Here is a 15,184-nt window from a genome sequence, read left to right on the forward strand (position 1 = left end):
CACGCCGCCAGCGTTCGTCCTGAGCCAGGATCAAACTCTCCGTAGAAAACTTGCTCCCGACAAACAAACCCTGACTTTCGCCAGAATCATTGCCGAAAAAAACAAAACCCAACAAAAAAATCGAAGGGCATAACAAACTAATTCGTCGACTATGACACACTGTTGAGTTCTCAAAAATCAGACGCACCCGACCGCCACCCGCAACAGTGAGCCTTGTACCGGGACAACCTTCAGAAACTTACCGGGTTGGCCCCGCCGCGTCAACTCAGTTGACGGCCGATGGAAACCAGCCAGGAGATGTCCTGGTCGCAGCGCGCGCAGCACCCACTCGGTTTGACCTTGCGGCCGGAGGGGGAGCCGCTTGCGGCGACAGGTGGAACATTAGCAGCACGTCTGACTGAGGTGCCAAATCGGGGTGGGCCAAGGTGCATTCGTGCAGGTCAGCGCCGTGCGCGCGGTCAGCGAGCGACGATCCGCTTCGCCGGGCGGTACGCCGACACCGTGGGGTCGTTCGCCAGCCAGAAGCGCCAAGGCCGGTCCGGAGCGCCCCGCAGCCCCACCCGGGGGCCGGTGCGCACCGCCCCGGGGTCGGGGGGCGCGGCCAGCTCCAGACGCACGTCGCCCGTCACGAGATCGGACCCGAGCTGCGCCAGGTCGACGCCGAGGGCTTGGCAGAGGCGGGCTGGACCGCGCGCCAGGTCGCGGTCGGAGGAGTTGCCCCGGCGTGCGCGTGCCGGCTCGAGGCCGTCGACCACCTCGCCGGCGCGCATCAGCACCGCCGAGGCGCTGCCCTCGGGTCCGCACACCACGTTCGCGCAGTAGTGCATCCCGTAGGTGAAGTACACGTAGAGGTGCGCCGGCGGCCCGAACATGACGGCGGTTCGATCCGTCCGGCCGCGAAAGGCGTGCGAGCCGGGGTCCTCGGAGCCGGCGTACGCCTCCACCTCGGTCAGGCGGACCGCGACCTCGCCGTGGCGCACGACGGCGCCGAGCAGCAGCGGCGCCACCTCGAGCACCGGGCCGGCGAGCAGGCTGCGCAGGTCAGCGGAGGCGGGCACGGGCCTCCTCGACGTGGGCCCGCAGCTCGGCCAGCTGCTCACGCACCCGTGCCGGAGAGGTGCCGCCACGCCCCGACCGGGCACCCACCGAGCCCTCGGCGGTGAGTACGGCGCGCACCTCGGGCCGCAGCTCGGGTGAGATGTCGGCGAACTGCTCGTCGGTGAGCTCGTGCAGCTCGAGGCCGAGCTCCTCGCAGCGGCGTACGCACGCACCCGCGACCTCGTGGGCGACCCGGAACGGCGTGCCCTCGCGCACCAGCCACTCGGCGACGTCGGTGGCCAGCGAGAACCCCTGAGGGGCGAGCTCGGCCATCCTGGCCGCATTGAAGCGCAGCGTGGCGACCATGCCGGTGAAGGCGGGCAGCAGCACCTCGAGGGTGTCGACGGAGTCGAAGACGGGCTCCTTGTCCTCCTGCAGATCGCGGTTGTAGGCCAACGGCAGCGCCTTGAGCGTCGTCAGCAGTCCTGCGAGGTTGCCGACCAGCCGGCCGGCCTTCCCGCGCGCGAGCTCGGCGACGTCGGGGTTCTTCTTCTGCGGCATGATGCTCGACCCCGTGGACCAGGAGTCGTGCAGCGTCACGAAGTCGAACTCCCGCGTCGACCAGAGGATGACCTCCTCGGCGAAGCGGCTCACGTCGACGCCGATCATCGCGGTCACGAACGCGAACTCCGCCACGAAGTCGCGGGCCGCCGTCCCGTCGATCGAGTTGGCCGCGGAGCCGGTGAAGCCGAGCTCCGAGGCCACCGCCTCCGGGTCGAGGCCGAGGGTGCTGCCCGCCAGCGCTCCCCCGCCGTACGGCGAGCCCCCGGCCACCCGGACGTCCCAGTCGTGCAGCCGGTCGAGGTCGCGGAGCAGCGGCCAGGCGTGCGCGAGCAGGTGGTGGGCCAGCAGGACCGGCTGGGCGTGCTGGAGGTGGGTGCGGCCCGGCATGATCACGTCGAGGTGCGCGTGCGCCTGGCTCGCCAGCGCCTCGGCGAGATCCAGCACCAGGCCGGCGACCACCCGGCCGTGGTCGCGCAGGAACATCCGGAAGAGCGTGGCGATCTGGTCGTTGCGGCTGCGCCCGGCGCGGATCCGGCCGCCGACGTCAGGCCCGACCTCGTCCAGCAGGAGCCGCTCCAGCGCACCGTGCACGTCCTCGTCGGAGGGGTCGGGGTGCAGCTCGCCGGCGGCGTACCGCTCCCCCAGCGCCGCCAGGCCGCGGAGCAGCTCGGCGTGCTCGGCGTCGGTGAGCAGCCCGGCCGTGCGCAGGGCGTTGGCGTGGGCGCGCGAGCCGGCCAGGTCGTACGGCGTGAGGCGCCAGTCGAAGTGGGTGGAGCGCGAGAGCGCCTCGAGCTCGGGTGACGGGCCGTCGGCGAACCGGGCGCCCCAGAGCTTGCCCTCATTGGTGGTGCCGCTCATTGCGACCTTCCTGCTGCGGTGACGACCTTCGCGAGGATCTCGGGAAGGGCTCGGTTGACGAAGCGACCGTCGGTCGCCAGGGCCTCGGGGGTCAGCCAGCCCCAGTCGACGATGAAGCCGTCCTCGTCGGGCTGCTGGCCGGAGAAGGACACCTCGACCTCGTCGAGGGCGAGGGCGAAGAAGTGCGACTCGACGAGCAGTCGGGGGCCCTGCCACCGGCCGACGTGGGCCGGCCCGATCAGCGCCTCCCGGTCGACCGCGAGGCCGATCTCCTCGAGCGCCTCGCGCACCGCTGCTTCATGCAGGGTCTCCCCGGCCTCGACGCCACCGCCCACGGTGAACCAGTAGGGCGGGCACTCGTCGATCGGGTCGGTGCCGAGCAGGAGCAGGCACTGGCCGGCCGGGTTGACCGGCACGACCCGCGCCGTCACCCGTGCCGGGGCATGGTGGTCGTTCACGCCGGTCAGTCTTCCAGCACTAGTCGGTGCCGAACTCCATGGCGGCGTTGTCGAGCGCCTCGTCCTCGGCGCTGCGGGCGGCCGGGTTGGAGGCGATCCGGTCGGCCCCGCCGGCCTCGAGCTCGCCCAGCAGGGTGCCGTGCTCGACGAGGACCTGCCCCTCGTCGAGCGGCTGGGTGGCGTAGAGCTCGAGCTTGGAGCGCGAGTCGGCGATGTCGAGGTTGCGCATGGTGAGCTGGCCGATGCGGTCGGTGGGCCCGAACGCGGCGTTCTCGGTGCGCTCCATCGAGAGCTTGTCAGGGTGGTAGGAGAACGCCGGGCCGTCCGTGCGCAGCACCGTGTAGTCCTCGCCGCGGCGCAGCCGGATCGTCACCTCGCCGGTCACCAGCGAGGCGATCCACCGCTGGATCGACTCCCGAAGCATCAGCGCCTGCGGGTCGAGCCAGCGACCCTCGTAGAGCAGCCGGCCCAGCTGGCGCCCCTGGCTGTGGTAGTTGGCGATCGTGTCCTCGTTGTGGATCGCGTTGAGCAGCCGCTCGTAGGCGATGAAGAGCACGCCCATCGCCGGCGCCTCGTAGATGCCGCGCGACTTGGCCTCGATGATCCGGTTCTCGATCTGGTCGGACATGCCCAGCCCGTGTCGGCCGCCGATCACATTGAGCTCGTGCACGAGGGCGACCGGGTCGGCGTACACGTGGCCGTTGACGGCGACCGGACGCCCGCGGTCGAAGCGGACGGTGACGTCCTCGGGTGCGATCTCGAGCGCGGGATCCCAGAACTTCACGCCCATGATGGGCTCGACCATCTCCAGCGACACGTCGAGGTGCTCGAGGGTCTTGGCCTCGTGGGTCGCGCCCCAGATGTTCGCGTCGGTGGAGTAGGCCTTCTCCTGGCTGTCGCGGTAGGGCAGGTCGTGCGCGGTCAGCCACTGGCTCATCTCGGCGCGCCCGCCGAGTTCGTGCACGAAGTCGGCGTCGAGCCACGGCTTGTAGATGCGCAGGTCGGGGTTGGCGAGGAGCCCGTAGCGGTAGAACCGCTCGATGTCGTTGCCCTTGAACGTCGATCCGTCGCCCCAGATGTCGACGCCGTCCTCGTGCATCGCCCGTACGAGCATCGTGCCGGTGACGGCACGGCCGAGCGGGGTGGTGTTGAAGTACGCGCGGCCGCCCGAGCGGATGTGGAAGGCGCCGCACGCCAGCGCGGCCAGGCCCTCCTCGACCAGCTGAGGGCGGCAGTCGACGGAGCGGGCGATCTCGGCGCCGTACTGCTTCGCACGCGCGGGTACGCCGGAGATGTCGGGCTCGTCGTACTGGCCGATGTCGGCGGTGTAGGTGCAGGGCACGGCGCCCCTGTCGCGCATCCACGCCACGGCGACGGAGGTGTCGAGGCCCCCGGAGAACGCGATGCCGACGCGCTCGCCCTTGGGGAGGGTGGTGAGGACCTTGCTCACGGTGTCGGTTCCTTGTCAGTGGGAGTTTCAGTGGGGGTGTCGGTGGAGGGTGAGTCGGGATGGCTCGGATGGTCGGTCGCGAGGGCGAGGAACCGCTGGGCGAGCTCCTCCCCGCCGGCGGGCTTGCGACCGATGACGAGCACGGTGTCGTCGCCCGCGATGGTGCCGAGGACGTCGGCGAGCTCGGCCTTGTCGAAGGCCGAGGCGAGGAACTGCGCCGCGCCGGGCGGGGTGCGGAGCACGACCAGGTTGGCCGACGCCTCGGCACTCACGAGGAGCTCGACGCAGAGACGGGACAGCCGCGCGCTGGCGGCGGCCGTGGTCTCGTGCCCTGCAGGGCTGCGGTCGCCGCCCTCGCCCGGGACGGCGTAGACGAGAGCACCGCCGCCCGCGCGCACCTTGACGGCGTCGAGCTCGACGAGGTCGCGCGAGAGCGTGGCCTGGGTGACGTGCACGCCGCGACCGCCGAGCAGGTCGGCGAGCTCGGTCTGCGACCTGACCTGGTGACGCGACACCAGGTCGATGATCTGCTGGTGGCGGGCGTTCTTGGTGAGCGGGCTCTGGGCGGTACTGCTCACGGCGTGATCCCCCATTGCCGCAGGAGCCACGTCAGGATCGCCTTCTGGGCGTGCCGACGGTTCTCCGCCTCGTCCCAGACCACGCTGCGCGGTCCGTCCATCACCTCCGCGGCGATCTCCTTGTCGCGGTAGGCCGGCAGGCAGTGCATGGCAATCGCCTCGGCGCTGGCGAGGTCGAGCAGCGCCTGCGTGAGCCGGTAGGGCGCGAGCGCGGTGAGGCGGTCGACGGACTCCTCCTCGCGGCCCATCGAGACCCACGTGTCGGTGACCAGGACGTCGGCGCCCAGAGCCGCCTTCTCCGGGTCTGGCTCGACCACCGCGCTGCCACCGGTCGTGGCCGCGAGCTCGGTGGCCCGGACGACGACGTCGGCGCGCGGCTGGAAGCCCTCGGGGCCGCTCACTCGCACGTGCATGCCGGCGGTCGTTCCGGCCAGCAGCCAGGAGTGCGCCATGTTGCAGGCGCCGTCACCGAGGAACGTCACGGTCACGCCGGCGAGCCGGCCGAGGTGCTCCTGCACGGTCTGCAGGTCGGCGAGCAGCTGGCAGGGGTGGAAGTCGTCGGTGAGGGCGTTGACGACCGGCACCCCGGAGTGCTCCGCCATCGCGTCGAGTCGCTCCTGGCCGGTGGTGCGCCAGACGATCGCCGTGGCCTGTCGGCCGAGCACGCGCGCGACGTCGGCGACCGACTCGCGGACCCCGATGCCGGCCAGCCTGCCGTCGACCTGCATCGGGAATCCGCCGAGCTCGGCGATCCCGGCGGAGAACGACGCCTGGGTGCGCAGGGTCTGCTTGTCGAAGATCATGGCCACGGTCCGCGGCCCGGCCAGGCTCTTCGTGTCGTACGGCGACCGCTTGAGCTCGGCGGCCAGCGCCAGCACCTCGGCCTGCTCGGACGGGCTGAGGTCGTCGTCGCGCAGGAAGTGGCGGCTCATCGTGTCGCCTCCCCCGCTGCCCGGAGGATGCCCGGCCACGCGTCGGCGAAGACGTCGACGTCGTCGTCGGTGAGCACCAGCGGCGGCACGAACCGCAGGGTGTGCGGACCGGTGCTGTTGAGCAGGTATCCCGCGTCTCGGCCGGCGTCGACGACCGCGGGCCCGAGGTCGGCGTCCAGGTCGGCTCCGATCATCAGGCCGACGGCCCGCACCTCGGTGACCCCGGGCGCCGACGCGACGGCGTCGGCCAGCCGCTTCCCGGTGAACTCCACGTGGTCCAGCAGCCCCTCGTGGACGATGGTCTGGAGTACCGCGAGAGCCGCGGCGCAGGCGACCGGGTTGCCCCCGAAGGTGGTGCCGTGGTTGCCCGGCTCGAGCAGGTCGGCCGCGGCACCCGTCGCCAGGGTGGCTCCGATCGGCAGGCCACCGCCGAGTCCCTTGGCCAGCGTGACCAGGTCGGGCGGGCTGTCGAGGAGCTCGGGCACCGAGTGGTGGGCGAACCAGCGACCCGTGCGACCGATGCCGGTCTGCACCTCGTCGAGCCACAGCAGCGCGCCGGCCGCGGAGGTGATCCGACGCGCGTCCGCGAGGTAGCCGGCGGGAGGCAGCAGCACGCCCGCCTCGCCCTGGATGGGCTCGAGGATGACGGCCGCCGTACGGTCCGTGACGGCGGCGGCGAGCGCCTCGGAGTCGCCGTACGGGACGAACGTGACGTCTCCCGGCAGGGGCTCGAACGGCCGCCGGTAGGCCTCCTTGCTGGTGAGCGAGAGCGCACCCATGGTGCGGCCGTGGAACGAGCCCTCGGCCGCGACGACGTGGGTCCGGCCGGTGCGCCGGGTCAGCTTGAGCGCGGCCTCGTTGGCCTCCGTGCCGGAGTTGGACAGGAAGACCTTGCCGGGGGTGCCGAGCAGGGCGAGGAGGCGCTCGGCCAGCTCGACCTGGGGCGAGGTGGCGAAGAAGTTGGACACGTGCCCCAGGGTCTGCAGCTGCGCGGTCACTGCCTGGACCAGCGCCGGGTGGGCGTGTCCGAGGGCGTTGACGGCGATGCCGCCGAACAGGTCTACGTACTCCCGGCCGTCGACGTCCCAGACGTGCGCGCCCATCCCACGGGCGAGCACCGCCTTGGGCGGGCCGAAGGTGTTCATCAGCGATGCGGCGTACCGCTCGTTCCACTCGTCTTGGCGGGTCATGCTGCTCCTCCGGCGGGGCGGATCTTGGTGGCGACGCCGGGCAGCACCTGGGTGCCCACGCCCTCGGCGGTGAAGATCTCCAGGAGTACGGCGTGCGGCGCGCGGCCGTCGACGACCGTGGCGCGCGGGACGCCGTTCTGGACTGCCTTCAGGCAGGCGCCCATCTTGGGCACCATCCCGCTCGACAGCGTCGGCATCAGCTCGGCGAGCGACTCGGGGCTGATCTCCTGGATGACGTCCTGGCTGTGCGGCCAGTCGCGGTAGAGGCCCTCGACGTCGGTCAGTACGAGCAGCTTCTCGGCCTGCAGAGCCACGGCCAGGGCGGCAGCGGCCGTGTCGGCGTTGACGTTGTGCACGACACCGTCGACGTCGGGAGCCACGCTCGAGATCACCGGGATCCGGCCGGCCTCGACGAGGTCGCGGACCGCCTCGGGTCGCACCCGGGCGACCTCGCCGACGAGGCCGAGGGACACCTCCTCGCCGTCGACGACGGTGTTGGTCGCCTCGGCGGTGAAGAGGCCGGCGTCCTCGCCGGAGAGGCCAACCGCGAGCGGGCCGTGCTGGTTGATCAGGCCCACGAGCTCGCGCTGCACCTGGCCGACGAGCACCATCCGGACGACGTCCATCGCCTCGGGGGTGGTCACGCGCAGGCCGCCGCGGAACTCGCTCTTGATGTCGAGCCGGTCGAGCATCGCCGAGATCTGCGGTCCGCCTCCGTGCACCACGACCGGCTTGAACCCGGCGAAGCGCAGGAACGCGATGTCCTCGGCGAACGCCTTCTTCAAGGTGTCGTCGGTCATCGCGTTGCCGCCGTACTTCACCACGATGGTCTTGCCGTGGTACTTCATCAGCCACGGCAGGGCTCCGGCGAGGACGTGTGCCTTCTCGAGGTTCATGAGGCGTAGGCGCTGTTCTCGTGCACGTAGGCGTGGGTGAGGTCGTTGGTCCACACGGTGGCCCGCTGGTCGCCGGCCTTGAGGTCGACCGTCACGGTCACGTCGCGACCGGTCAGGTCGACGGTCGCCGGGTCGGCGGCCGGGGTGGACTCGCGGCAGACCCACACGCCGTTCATGGCCACGTCGAGGTCGGCGGGGTCGAAGGCCGCCTGCGTGGTGCCGATGCTGGCCAGCACCCGGCCCCAGTTGGGGTCGTTGCCGAAGACCGCGGCCTTGAAGAGGTTGCTTCGCGCGATGCTGCGGCCCACCTCGACGGCGTCGTCCTCGCTCGCCGCGTTCAGGACCGTGATCGCGATCTCGTGGTCGGCGCCCTCGGCGTCCGCGAGCAGCTGCATCGCCAGGTCCGTGCAGGCCTGGGTGAGCGCGGCGGTGAAGTCGGCCAGGGTGGGCGTGATGCCGCTCGCGCCGCTGGCCATCACGGTCACCGTGTCGTTGGTCGACATGCAGCCGTCGGAGTCGAGGCGGTCGAAGCTGACCCGGGTGGCGGCGCGCAGGGCGGTGTCGAGGTCGGCGGCGGGCACGACCGCGTCGGTGGTCAGCACCACCAGCATCGTCGCCAGTTGCGGCGCGAGCATCCCGGCGCCCTTGGCCATCCCGCCGATCGACCAGCCGGCACCCTCGACGACGACCTGCTTGCTCACCGAGTCGGTGGTCATGATGGCGGTCGCGGCGGCGGCACCGCCGTCGTACGAGAGTGCCTGGTGGGCAGCGTCGACGCCGGCGAGCAGGTTCTCGCGCGGGTTGGCGAGCCCGATCAGGCCGGTCGAGCACACGACGACGTCGATGGCGCCCGCGCCGATGCGCTCGGCCACGCGCTCGGCCACCGCGTGCGTGGTCTGGAAGCCGTCGGGCCCGGTGTAGCAGTTGGCCCCGCCGGAGTTGAGCACGACGGCGCGCACGACGCCGTCCTTGACGACCTCCTGGCTCCACAGCACCGGGTTGGCCTTGCACCGGTTGGCCGTGAACACGGTGGCCGAGTCGTAGGTCGGGCCCTCGTTGACGACGAGGGCGAGGTCGGGGGCGCCGCTGGACTTGAGTCCGGCGGCGACGCCGGATGCGGCAAAGCCGGCGGGGTGGGTGACAGTCATTTCTTCCTTGGCTTCTTTCCGGGCTTGACGGGAGTGGCGGGGGCGACCTCGTGCCCTCGTCGTCGCCACTCCTCGGCCGCCCGGTCGGCATCCTTCGTCGGCACCAGGAGCCAGTCGGTGTCGTAGGTCGACAGCGTGAAGACGCTGATCTCGGCCTCGGCGAGCGGCACCAGCAGCTCGCTCAGCACGCCGGTGAGCGCGAAGTCGAGCGGTCCCTCGACCTGGAAGGCGGTGAAGGGCTTCTGGTGCACGGACTTGGTCGGCACGCTGCGCCCGGCGCACACGAGCGACGTCTCGGTCGCGGTCGCGGTGATCGAGAAGATCGACGACGACTCCGCCCACTCGGGCACCTCACCGCCCGGCGGCAGCTTGACGACGGCCAGGGTCTCGGGGAACTGGTGCAGCTTCACGGGGCGACTCCGACGGTCGTCAGCCCGAGGGTCTCGTCGAGGCCGAGGGCGAGGTTGAGGCACTGCACGGCGGCGCCGGCGGTGCCCTTGGTCAGGTTGTCGACGACGCCGACCGCCACCAGCCTGCGGGCCGTCTCGTCGACGGTGACCTGCAGGTGGACGGTGTTGGCGCCGGTGACCGACTGCGTCTGCGGCCACTGGCCCGGGGGCAGCAGGTGGACGAACGGCTCGTCGGCGTAGGCCTTGTCATAGGCGGCGTACGCGTCGTCGGCGGTGACGCCGGCGGCCAGCGGGGCGCTGACCGTGGCCAGGATGCCCCGAGCCATCGGCACAAGGAGCGGGGTGAAGCTCACCGCCACGGCGCCGTCGTGGACGAGCTGGAGGTTCTGCACGATCTCGGGCGTGTGCCGGTGCGTCCCGCCGACCGCGTAGGCGCTGGCGTTGCCCATAACCTCCGACCCCATCAGGTGCGGCTTGACCGCTCGGCCCGCGCCCGAGGTGCCGGAGGCCGCGACCACCGTGATGTCGGGAGCGATCAGGCCGGCCGCCAGCGCGGGGGCGATCGTGAGGGTGCTGACCGTGGGGTAGCAGCCGGGTACGGCGATCCGCCTCGCCGCCCGCAGGACGCTGCGCTGGTCGGCAAGCTCGGGCAGGCCGTACGGCCAGGCTCCCGCGTGCTCGCCGCCGTAGAACCTGGCCCAGGCGGCGGGATCGGACAGCCGGAAGTCGGCGCCGCAGTCGATCACCACGGTGTCGTCGCCGAGCGCGTCGGCGACGGCTCCCGACTGGCCGTGCGGGAGGGCGAGCACGACCACGTCGTGGCCCGCGAGCGTCTCGGGCGTGGTGGCCTCGAGGATCCGGTCCGCGAGCGGGAGCAGGTGCGGCTGGAGGGCACCGAGGGGCTCTCCGGCGTTGCTGCCCGCTGTCACGGCACCGATCTCCACCCGCGGGTGAGCCAGGAGGAGCCGCAGCACCTCGCCGCCGGCGTACCCACTCGCGCCGGCCACGGCCACCCTGATTGCGCTCGTCATGCGTATGAATATACATGACACTGCATGTTCATGTTAAGCGGGTGCGAAGTGTCGGTGGCCACGCCTAGCGTGAGCGTATGACGCGCCTGGAGTTCGACGCCTACCTCGACCACATCCGCCGCGACTCGGCACGCTTCGGTGAGGTGCTCGCGACCTGCGACCCGGCAGCCTCGGTGCCGGCCTGCCCCGAGTGGGACGCCGCTGACCTGCTCTGGCACCTCACCGGGGTGCAGTGGTTCTGGAGCCGCATCGTGCAGGGTGCCGCCGACCCCGAGGCGGTCCAGGAGCGCGAGCGTCCGGCGGCGTACGCCGACCTGCTCGATCTCTACGCCGAGTGCTCGGCCGCTCTCATCGACGCGCTGGCGCTCGCCGACCCGGCGGGCCCGGCCTGGACGTGGTCGCAGGAGCAGACCGTCGGGTTCATCTTCCGGCGCCAGGCGCACGAGGCGCTCATCCACCGCCTCGACGCCGAGCAGACCGCCGGCGACGTGACCGATCTCGACGCGCAGCTGGCCGCCGACGGGGTGCAGGAGACGCTCGACGTGATGTTCGGGGGCACGCCGGCGTGGGGCACGTTCACGCCGGGTGAACAGGTTCTGCGGGTCGACTGCATCGACACCGACGACCACGTGTGGGTGCGGCTCGGCGTCTTCGCGGGCACCGACCCCGGCAGCGGGACGACCTACGCCGACGAGGCCGACATCTCGGTCATCGACGACCCGGGCGGCGAGCCGGACTGCCTCATCTCGGGTCCGGCCGCCGCGCTCGACGCCTGGCTGTGGCGGCGGGCCGGTGACGACGAGATCGACGTGACCGGTGACCGCACGGTGTACGACGCCTTCCGGGCGATCGTGGACCAGCCGATCAACTAGCCGCCGGGGGGCGCAGGCCGGGTCTTGGCGAGCCCTGAGCCGTTGTTGGAACGTTCGCGCAACGCGCTTTGTTGGAACGTTCGCGCAAAACCGGGACAGGTAGCCATCCGGCCGGCCCAGCGACGACGGCGACCTCAGGCGCGCTGCACGGCTCCGGTCCGCTCCGCGGCCGCGGCCACGGCGGCGTCCCGCGCGGACGTCGTCTCGGCCTCGGTGAGCGTGCGGTCGGCTGCCCGGAAGCGCAGCGCGTAGGCCAGCGACTTCTTGCCGTCTCCCACCTGCGGGCCTGTGTAGACGTCGAAGAGCTGGATCGACTCCAGCAGCTCGCCGGCGCCCTCGCGCAGCGCCGCCTCGACGGACGCAGCCGGCACGGAGGCGTCGACGACGAGCGCCACGTCCTCCTTCGCCACGGGGTACGACGAGAACGTCGGCCCCGGGACGACCTGCTGGGCCCGCTCGAGGAGAGCGTCGAGGTCGACCTCGGCGACCGCAGTGCGGGGCGGCACGCCGTACGCACGGCAGACCGACGGGTGCAGCTCGCCTCCGTAGCCGATCACCCGCTCGCCGATCCTGAAGGCGGCACACCGGCCGGGGTGCCAGGGCGCCGACGAGTCGGCGTGGACGTCCACCTCGACTCCGAGCGCGCGGGCTACGTCGCGGACGGCGCCGATCGCGTCGGCCCAGCCCGCCTCACGGCCGGCTCCCCACCAGCCCGATCGCTCGCGCTGACCGGACACGGCGACGGCGAGGTGCATGGGCTGGCTGGGCACCGCCTTCTCGATGGCCGCCCACTCCTCAGCCGTGGGCGGACCGTCGACACCCAGGATCGGGGCCTTCTCGTTGCCGGTCGGACGGAAGACCAGCGAGTGCTCGAAGAGCGCGATGTCGGCGTTGGCCCGCCCCACGTTGCGCGCCAGCGCCTTGAGGAGCCCCGGGAGCAGGGTCGTCGTGAGGAGCGGCTCTTCGTTGTTGAGCGGGTTGGCGATGCGGAGCGCCGTACGACGCGGGTCGTCGGCGGGCAGGGTGAGACGGTCCCAGTCGGCCTCGCCGACGAACGGGTAGGTGACCGCCTCGGTCCAGCCGGCGCCGGCCAGGGTCAGCCCGACGCGGCGGCGCAGGCGCTGGACGGGGGTCCAGCCATGACCGGCGGGGGCGGCGGGCAGCACCGACGGCAGCGTGTCGTAGCCGACGATCCGCACCACCTCCTCGACCAGGTCGTAGGGGTCGGTGAGGTCGGGTCGCCAGCTCGGCACGACCGCGGTGAGCTGGTCGCCGTCGGGCGTGACGTCGCAGCCGACGGCTGCGAGGTGGTCCCGCGCGGTGCCGGCGTCGATGTCGAGACCGCTGATCCGGGCCGGCAGGTCAGCCGGGATCGTGATCCGGGTGCGCTCCGGAGGGGCGCCCACGACCGTCACTCCCCCGTCGTCGGTCGCACCCCCGAGCTCGACCATGAGGGCGACGGCACGGTCGGCGGCGGCTGTCGGGAGCTCGGGGTCGACACCCCGCTCGAAGCGCTTGGACGCCTCCGACGGCAGCTTGTGCCGCTTCTCGGACCGGAAGATCGAGACCGCGTCGAAGTGGGCGGCCTCGATGACGACGCTGGTCGTGGTCTCCGACAGCTCCGTGGTCTGGCCGCCCATGGTGCCGGCAATGCCGATCGGACCGGAGTCGTCGGTGATCAGGAGGTCCTCGGCGTCGAGCGTGCGGCGTACGCCGTCGAGGGTGGTGATCTGCTCGCCCGCGCTCGCCCGCCGCACCCGGATCGGGCCGGCGAGCCGGTCGCGGTCGTAGGCGTGCAGCGGCTGGCCGAGCTCGAGCATGACGTAGTTGGTGATGTCGACGCCCAGCGAGATGGGCCGCATACCGGCCTGCGTGAGCCGGCGCGCCATCCAGTCGGGCGTCGGGGCGTCGGGCCGGAAGCCGGTGACGCTGCGGGCCACGAAGACCGGGCAGCCCGGGGCGTCGTCGACGACGACGGGGTAGCCCTGCTCGTTGGCAGCAGGCGTGTCGCGGTGCGCGGGGTCGGCGTACGGCGCGGAGAACCCGAGCGCGGCCTCGCGGGCGATGCCGCGCACCGACAGCGCGTAGGCACGGTCGGGGTTGATCTCGAACTCGATGACGGCGTCGTCGAGGCCGAGCACGCCGAACGCGTCGTCGCCGGGCGCACCGGTGCCGGGCGGCAGCACGATGATGCCGTCCTGACCGCCGAACGAGTCGTCGGGCAGGCCGAGCTCGCTCGCCGAGCAGATCATGCCGGCGGAGACGTGCCCGTAGGTCTTGCGGGCGCTGATCGCGAAGCCGCCCGGGAGCACCGCCCCGGGCAGGCAGACCACGACGAGGTCGCCCTCGACGAAGTTGTGGGCGCCGCAGACGATGCCCTGCGGTTCGCCGGTGCCGTTGGCGCCCGCGACGTCCACGGTGCACCAGTTGATGGTCTTGCCGTTCTTCTGCGGCTCCTTCTCGAGCGTCAGCACGCGACCGATCACCAGCGGGCCGGTGATCTCGTCGGCCGGGTGGTGCAGGCCCTCGAGCTTGAGGCCGAGCATGGTCAGTCGCCAGGTGAGGTCGTCCAGGGACACGCCGGCCGGCAGGTCGACGTACTCACGGATCCAGGACAGGGGGGCCTTCATCAGATCTCGACTCCGAACGGCTGGGCGAAGCGGACGTCTCCCTCGAAGACGTCGCGCAGGTCGGCGACGCCGTGGCGGAACATCAGCATCCGGTCGATGCCGAAGCCGAAGGCGAAGCCCGTGTAGACGTCGGGGTCGATGCCGCACGCGACGAGCACGCGCGGGTTGACGACGCCGCAGCCACCGAGCTCGATCCACCCCTCTCCCCGACAGGTCCGGCAGGCGTCGGAGTCCACTCCTCGGCAGACGAAGCAGACCATGTCCATCTCGGCCGAGGGCTCGGTGAAGGGGAAGTACGACGGCCGGAAGCGCGTCGAGATGCCCTCCCCGAAGAGCGCCTCGGTCATGTGGTCGAGCGTGCCCTTGAGGTGGGCCATCGTGATGCCCTTGTCGACCACCAGGCCCTCAACCTGGTGGAAGACGGGCGAGTGCGTGGCGTCGATCTCGTCGGTGCGGTAGACGCGGCCAGGACAGATCACGTGGATCGGCGGCTGCTGCGTCAGCATCGTGCGCGCCTGCACCGGCGACGTGTGCGTGCGGAGCACCAGTGCGGCGTCGGCGGGCTCCAGCCAGAAGGTGTCCTGCATGGTGCGCGCGGGGTGGTCGGCACCCATGTTGAGGGCGTCGAAGTTGAGCCACTCGGCCTCGACCCACGGGCCTTCGGCGACGTCCCAGCCCATCGCCACGAACACGTCAGCGACGCGCTCGGAGAACGTCGTGATCGGGTGCCGCGCGCCGACCGGGCGCCTGTCGGTGGGGAGCGTGACGTCCACGGTCTCCTCGACCAGCATCCGCTCCTCGTGCTCGGCCTCCAGCACCACCTGGCGCTGCCCGAGCGCCTGGTTGACCGCGCCCCGTGCCTGGCCGACACGCTGGCCGGCGTCCTTGCGTGCCTGCGGCGGCAGCGCCCCGATCTCGCGGTTGGCCAGGGCCAGCGGCGAGCGGTCGCCCACGTGGTCGAGCCGCACCTGCTTGAGCTCGTCGAGGTCGGCGGCCCCGGCGACGGCCGCCAGAGCGGCGTCGCGCATCGCCTCGACCTCCTCGAGCTTGAGGGGGGTGACCTCGACGGGGTCGTAATCGGAGTTGGGCCCTGACATGGGCGTCAGTCTAGGAACGCGCCGTGCCCGGC

14 protein-coding genes are annotated in these 15,184 nt (G+C 71.8%); 1 reads left to right on the plus strand and 13 read right to left on the minus strand.

The window, feature by feature from the left end:
• Positions 1 to 458 precede the first annotated feature (458 nt).
• From ACP7BP_RS16790 to argC, 11 genes are read right to left on the minus strand one after another with little or no spacing between them, the layout of a single operon-like run.
• Entirely contained in the window at positions 459 to 1,058 is a 600-nt protein-coding gene (locus ACP7BP_RS16790; RefSeq protein WP_426246229.1) for a DNA-3-methyladenine glycosylase, read from the minus strand.
• Positions 1,042 to 2,460, minus strand: coding sequence for an argininosuccinate lyase (argH, locus tag ACP7BP_RS16795; RefSeq protein WP_426246230.1), 1,419 nt, complete (start codon positions 2,458 to 2,460; stop codon positions 1,042 to 1,044). Before argH ends, ACP7BP_RS16790 begins: the two co-directional genes overlap by 17 nt.
• Entirely contained in the window at positions 2,457 to 2,918 is a 462-nt protein-coding gene (locus ACP7BP_RS16800) for an NUDIX hydrolase (RefSeq protein WP_426246232.1), read from the minus strand. The genes argH and ACP7BP_RS16800 overlap by 4 nt, the downstream gene beginning before the upstream one ends.
• Before the next feature lie 19 nt (positions 2,919 to 2,937).
• Positions 2,938 to 4,368 carry an argininosuccinate synthase gene (gene argG / locus ACP7BP_RS16805; protein ID WP_426246234.1) on the minus strand — a complete coding sequence of 477 codons (1,431 nt, stop codon included), beginning with the start codon at positions 4,366 to 4,368 and terminating at the stop codon, positions 2,938 to 2,940.
• On the minus strand, positions 4,365 to 4,946 hold the full coding sequence (locus ACP7BP_RS16810) for an arginine repressor (protein ID WP_426246235.1): 582 nt from the start codon (positions 4,944 to 4,946) through the stop codon (positions 4,365 to 4,367). Before ACP7BP_RS16810 ends, argG begins: the two co-directional genes overlap by 4 nt.
• The gene (gene argF, locus ACP7BP_RS16815) at positions 4,943 to 5,878 is read right to left on the minus strand and encodes an ornithine carbamoyltransferase (protein ID WP_426246237.1); all 936 of its coding nucleotides are present in this window, start codon (positions 5,876 to 5,878) and stop codon (positions 4,943 to 4,945) included. The genes ACP7BP_RS16810 and argF overlap by 4 nt, the downstream gene beginning before the upstream one ends.
• Positions 5,875 to 7,068, minus strand: a complete 1,194-nt coding sequence (locus ACP7BP_RS16820; RefSeq protein WP_426246239.1) for an acetylornithine transaminase — start codon at positions 7,066 to 7,068, stop codon at positions 5,875 to 5,877. The genes argF and ACP7BP_RS16820 overlap by 4 nt, the downstream gene beginning before the upstream one ends.
• The gene (gene argB, locus ACP7BP_RS16825) at positions 7,065 to 7,964 is read right to left on the minus strand and encodes an acetylglutamate kinase (RefSeq protein ID WP_426246240.1); all 900 of its coding nucleotides are present in this window, start codon (positions 7,962 to 7,964) and stop codon (positions 7,065 to 7,067) included. The genes ACP7BP_RS16820 and argB overlap by 4 nt, the downstream gene beginning before the upstream one ends.
• Complete coding sequence (gene argJ, locus ACP7BP_RS16830; RefSeq protein ID WP_426246242.1) at positions 7,961 to 9,112, minus strand: bifunctional glutamate N-acetyltransferase/amino-acid acetyltransferase ArgJ; 1,152 nt, start codon at positions 9,110 to 9,112, stop codon at positions 7,961 to 7,963. Before argJ ends, argB begins: the two co-directional genes overlap by 4 nt.
• Positions 9,109 to 9,522, minus strand: coding sequence for an ACT domain-containing protein (locus ACP7BP_RS16835; protein ID WP_426246243.1), 414 nt, complete (start codon positions 9,520 to 9,522; stop codon positions 9,109 to 9,111). Before ACP7BP_RS16835 ends, argJ begins: the two co-directional genes overlap by 4 nt.
• A complete protein-coding gene (gene argC, locus ACP7BP_RS16840; protein WP_426246245.1) occupies positions 9,519 to 10,553 on the minus strand; it encodes an N-acetyl-gamma-glutamyl-phosphate reductase in 1,035 nt (344 codons plus the stop codon). Before argC ends, ACP7BP_RS16835 begins: the two co-directional genes overlap by 4 nt.
• 77 nt (positions 10,554 to 10,630) lie before the next feature.
• Between argC and ACP7BP_RS16845 the strand changes: the two genes are divergently transcribed.
• A complete protein-coding gene (locus ACP7BP_RS16845; RefSeq protein ID WP_426246246.1) occupies positions 10,631 to 11,425 on the plus strand; it encodes a maleylpyruvate isomerase family mycothiol-dependent enzyme in 795 nt (264 codons plus the stop codon).
• Positions 11,426 to 11,559: 134 nt separating this feature from the next.
• On the opposite strand, the gene pheT is transcribed toward ACP7BP_RS16845, so the two are convergent.
• Together pheT and pheS are read right to left on the minus strand one after the other, a co-directional pair.
• Positions 11,560 to 14,055 (minus strand): phenylalanine--tRNA ligase subunit beta, encoded by a 2,496-nt coding sequence (pheT, locus tag ACP7BP_RS16850; RefSeq protein ID WP_426246248.1) that lies wholly within the window; start codon positions 14,053 to 14,055, stop codon positions 11,560 to 11,562.
• On the minus strand, positions 14,055 to 15,152 hold the full coding sequence (gene pheS, locus ACP7BP_RS16855) for a phenylalanine--tRNA ligase subunit alpha (protein ID WP_426246250.1): 1,098 nt from the start codon (positions 15,150 to 15,152) through the stop codon (positions 14,055 to 14,057). The genes pheT and pheS overlap by 1 nt, the downstream gene beginning before the upstream one ends.
• Between the last annotated feature and the right edge of the window lie 32 nt (positions 15,153 to 15,184).

It is taken from the genome of Nocardioides sp. LHG3406-4, from assembly GCF_049897745.1.
GTDB lineage: Bacteria > Actinomycetota > Actinomycetes > Propionibacteriales > Nocardioidaceae > Nocardioides.

Bases quoted from the DNA above. Each gene is read 5' to 3' on its own strand.
- argF (WP_426246237.1), bottom strand. From the start codon at position 5,878: ATGAGCCGCCACTTCCTGCGCGACGACGACCTCAGCCCGTCCGAGCAG.
- pheT (WP_426246248.1), bottom strand. From the start codon at position 14,055: ATGAAGGCCCCCCTGTCCTGGATCCGTGAGTACGTCGACCTGCCGGCC.
- ACP7BP_RS16820 (WP_426246239.1), bottom strand. From the start codon at position 7,068: ATGACCCGCCAAGACGAGTGGAACGAGCGGTACGCCGCATCGCTGATG.
- argJ (WP_426246242.1), bottom strand. From the start codon at position 9,112: ATGACTGTCACCCACCCCGCCGGCTTTGCCGCATCCGGCGTCGCCGCC.
- ACP7BP_RS16845 (WP_426246246.1), top strand. From the start codon at position 10,631: ATGACGCGCCTGGAGTTCGACGCCTACCTCGACCACATCCGCCGCGAC.
- argC (WP_426246245.1), bottom strand. From the start codon at position 10,553: ATGACGAGCGCAATCAGGGTGGCCGTGGCCGGCGCGAGTGGGTACGCC.
- argB (WP_426246240.1), bottom strand. From the start codon at position 7,964: ATGAACCTCGAGAAGGCACACGTCCTCGCCGGAGCCCTGCCGTGGCTG.
- argH (WP_426246230.1), bottom strand. From the start codon at position 2,460: ATGAGCGGCACCACCAATGAGGGCAAGCTCTGGGGCGCCCGGTTCGCC.
- pheS (WP_426246250.1), bottom strand. From the start codon at position 15,152: ATGTCAGGGCCCAACTCCGATTACGACCCCGTCGAGGTCACCCCCCTC.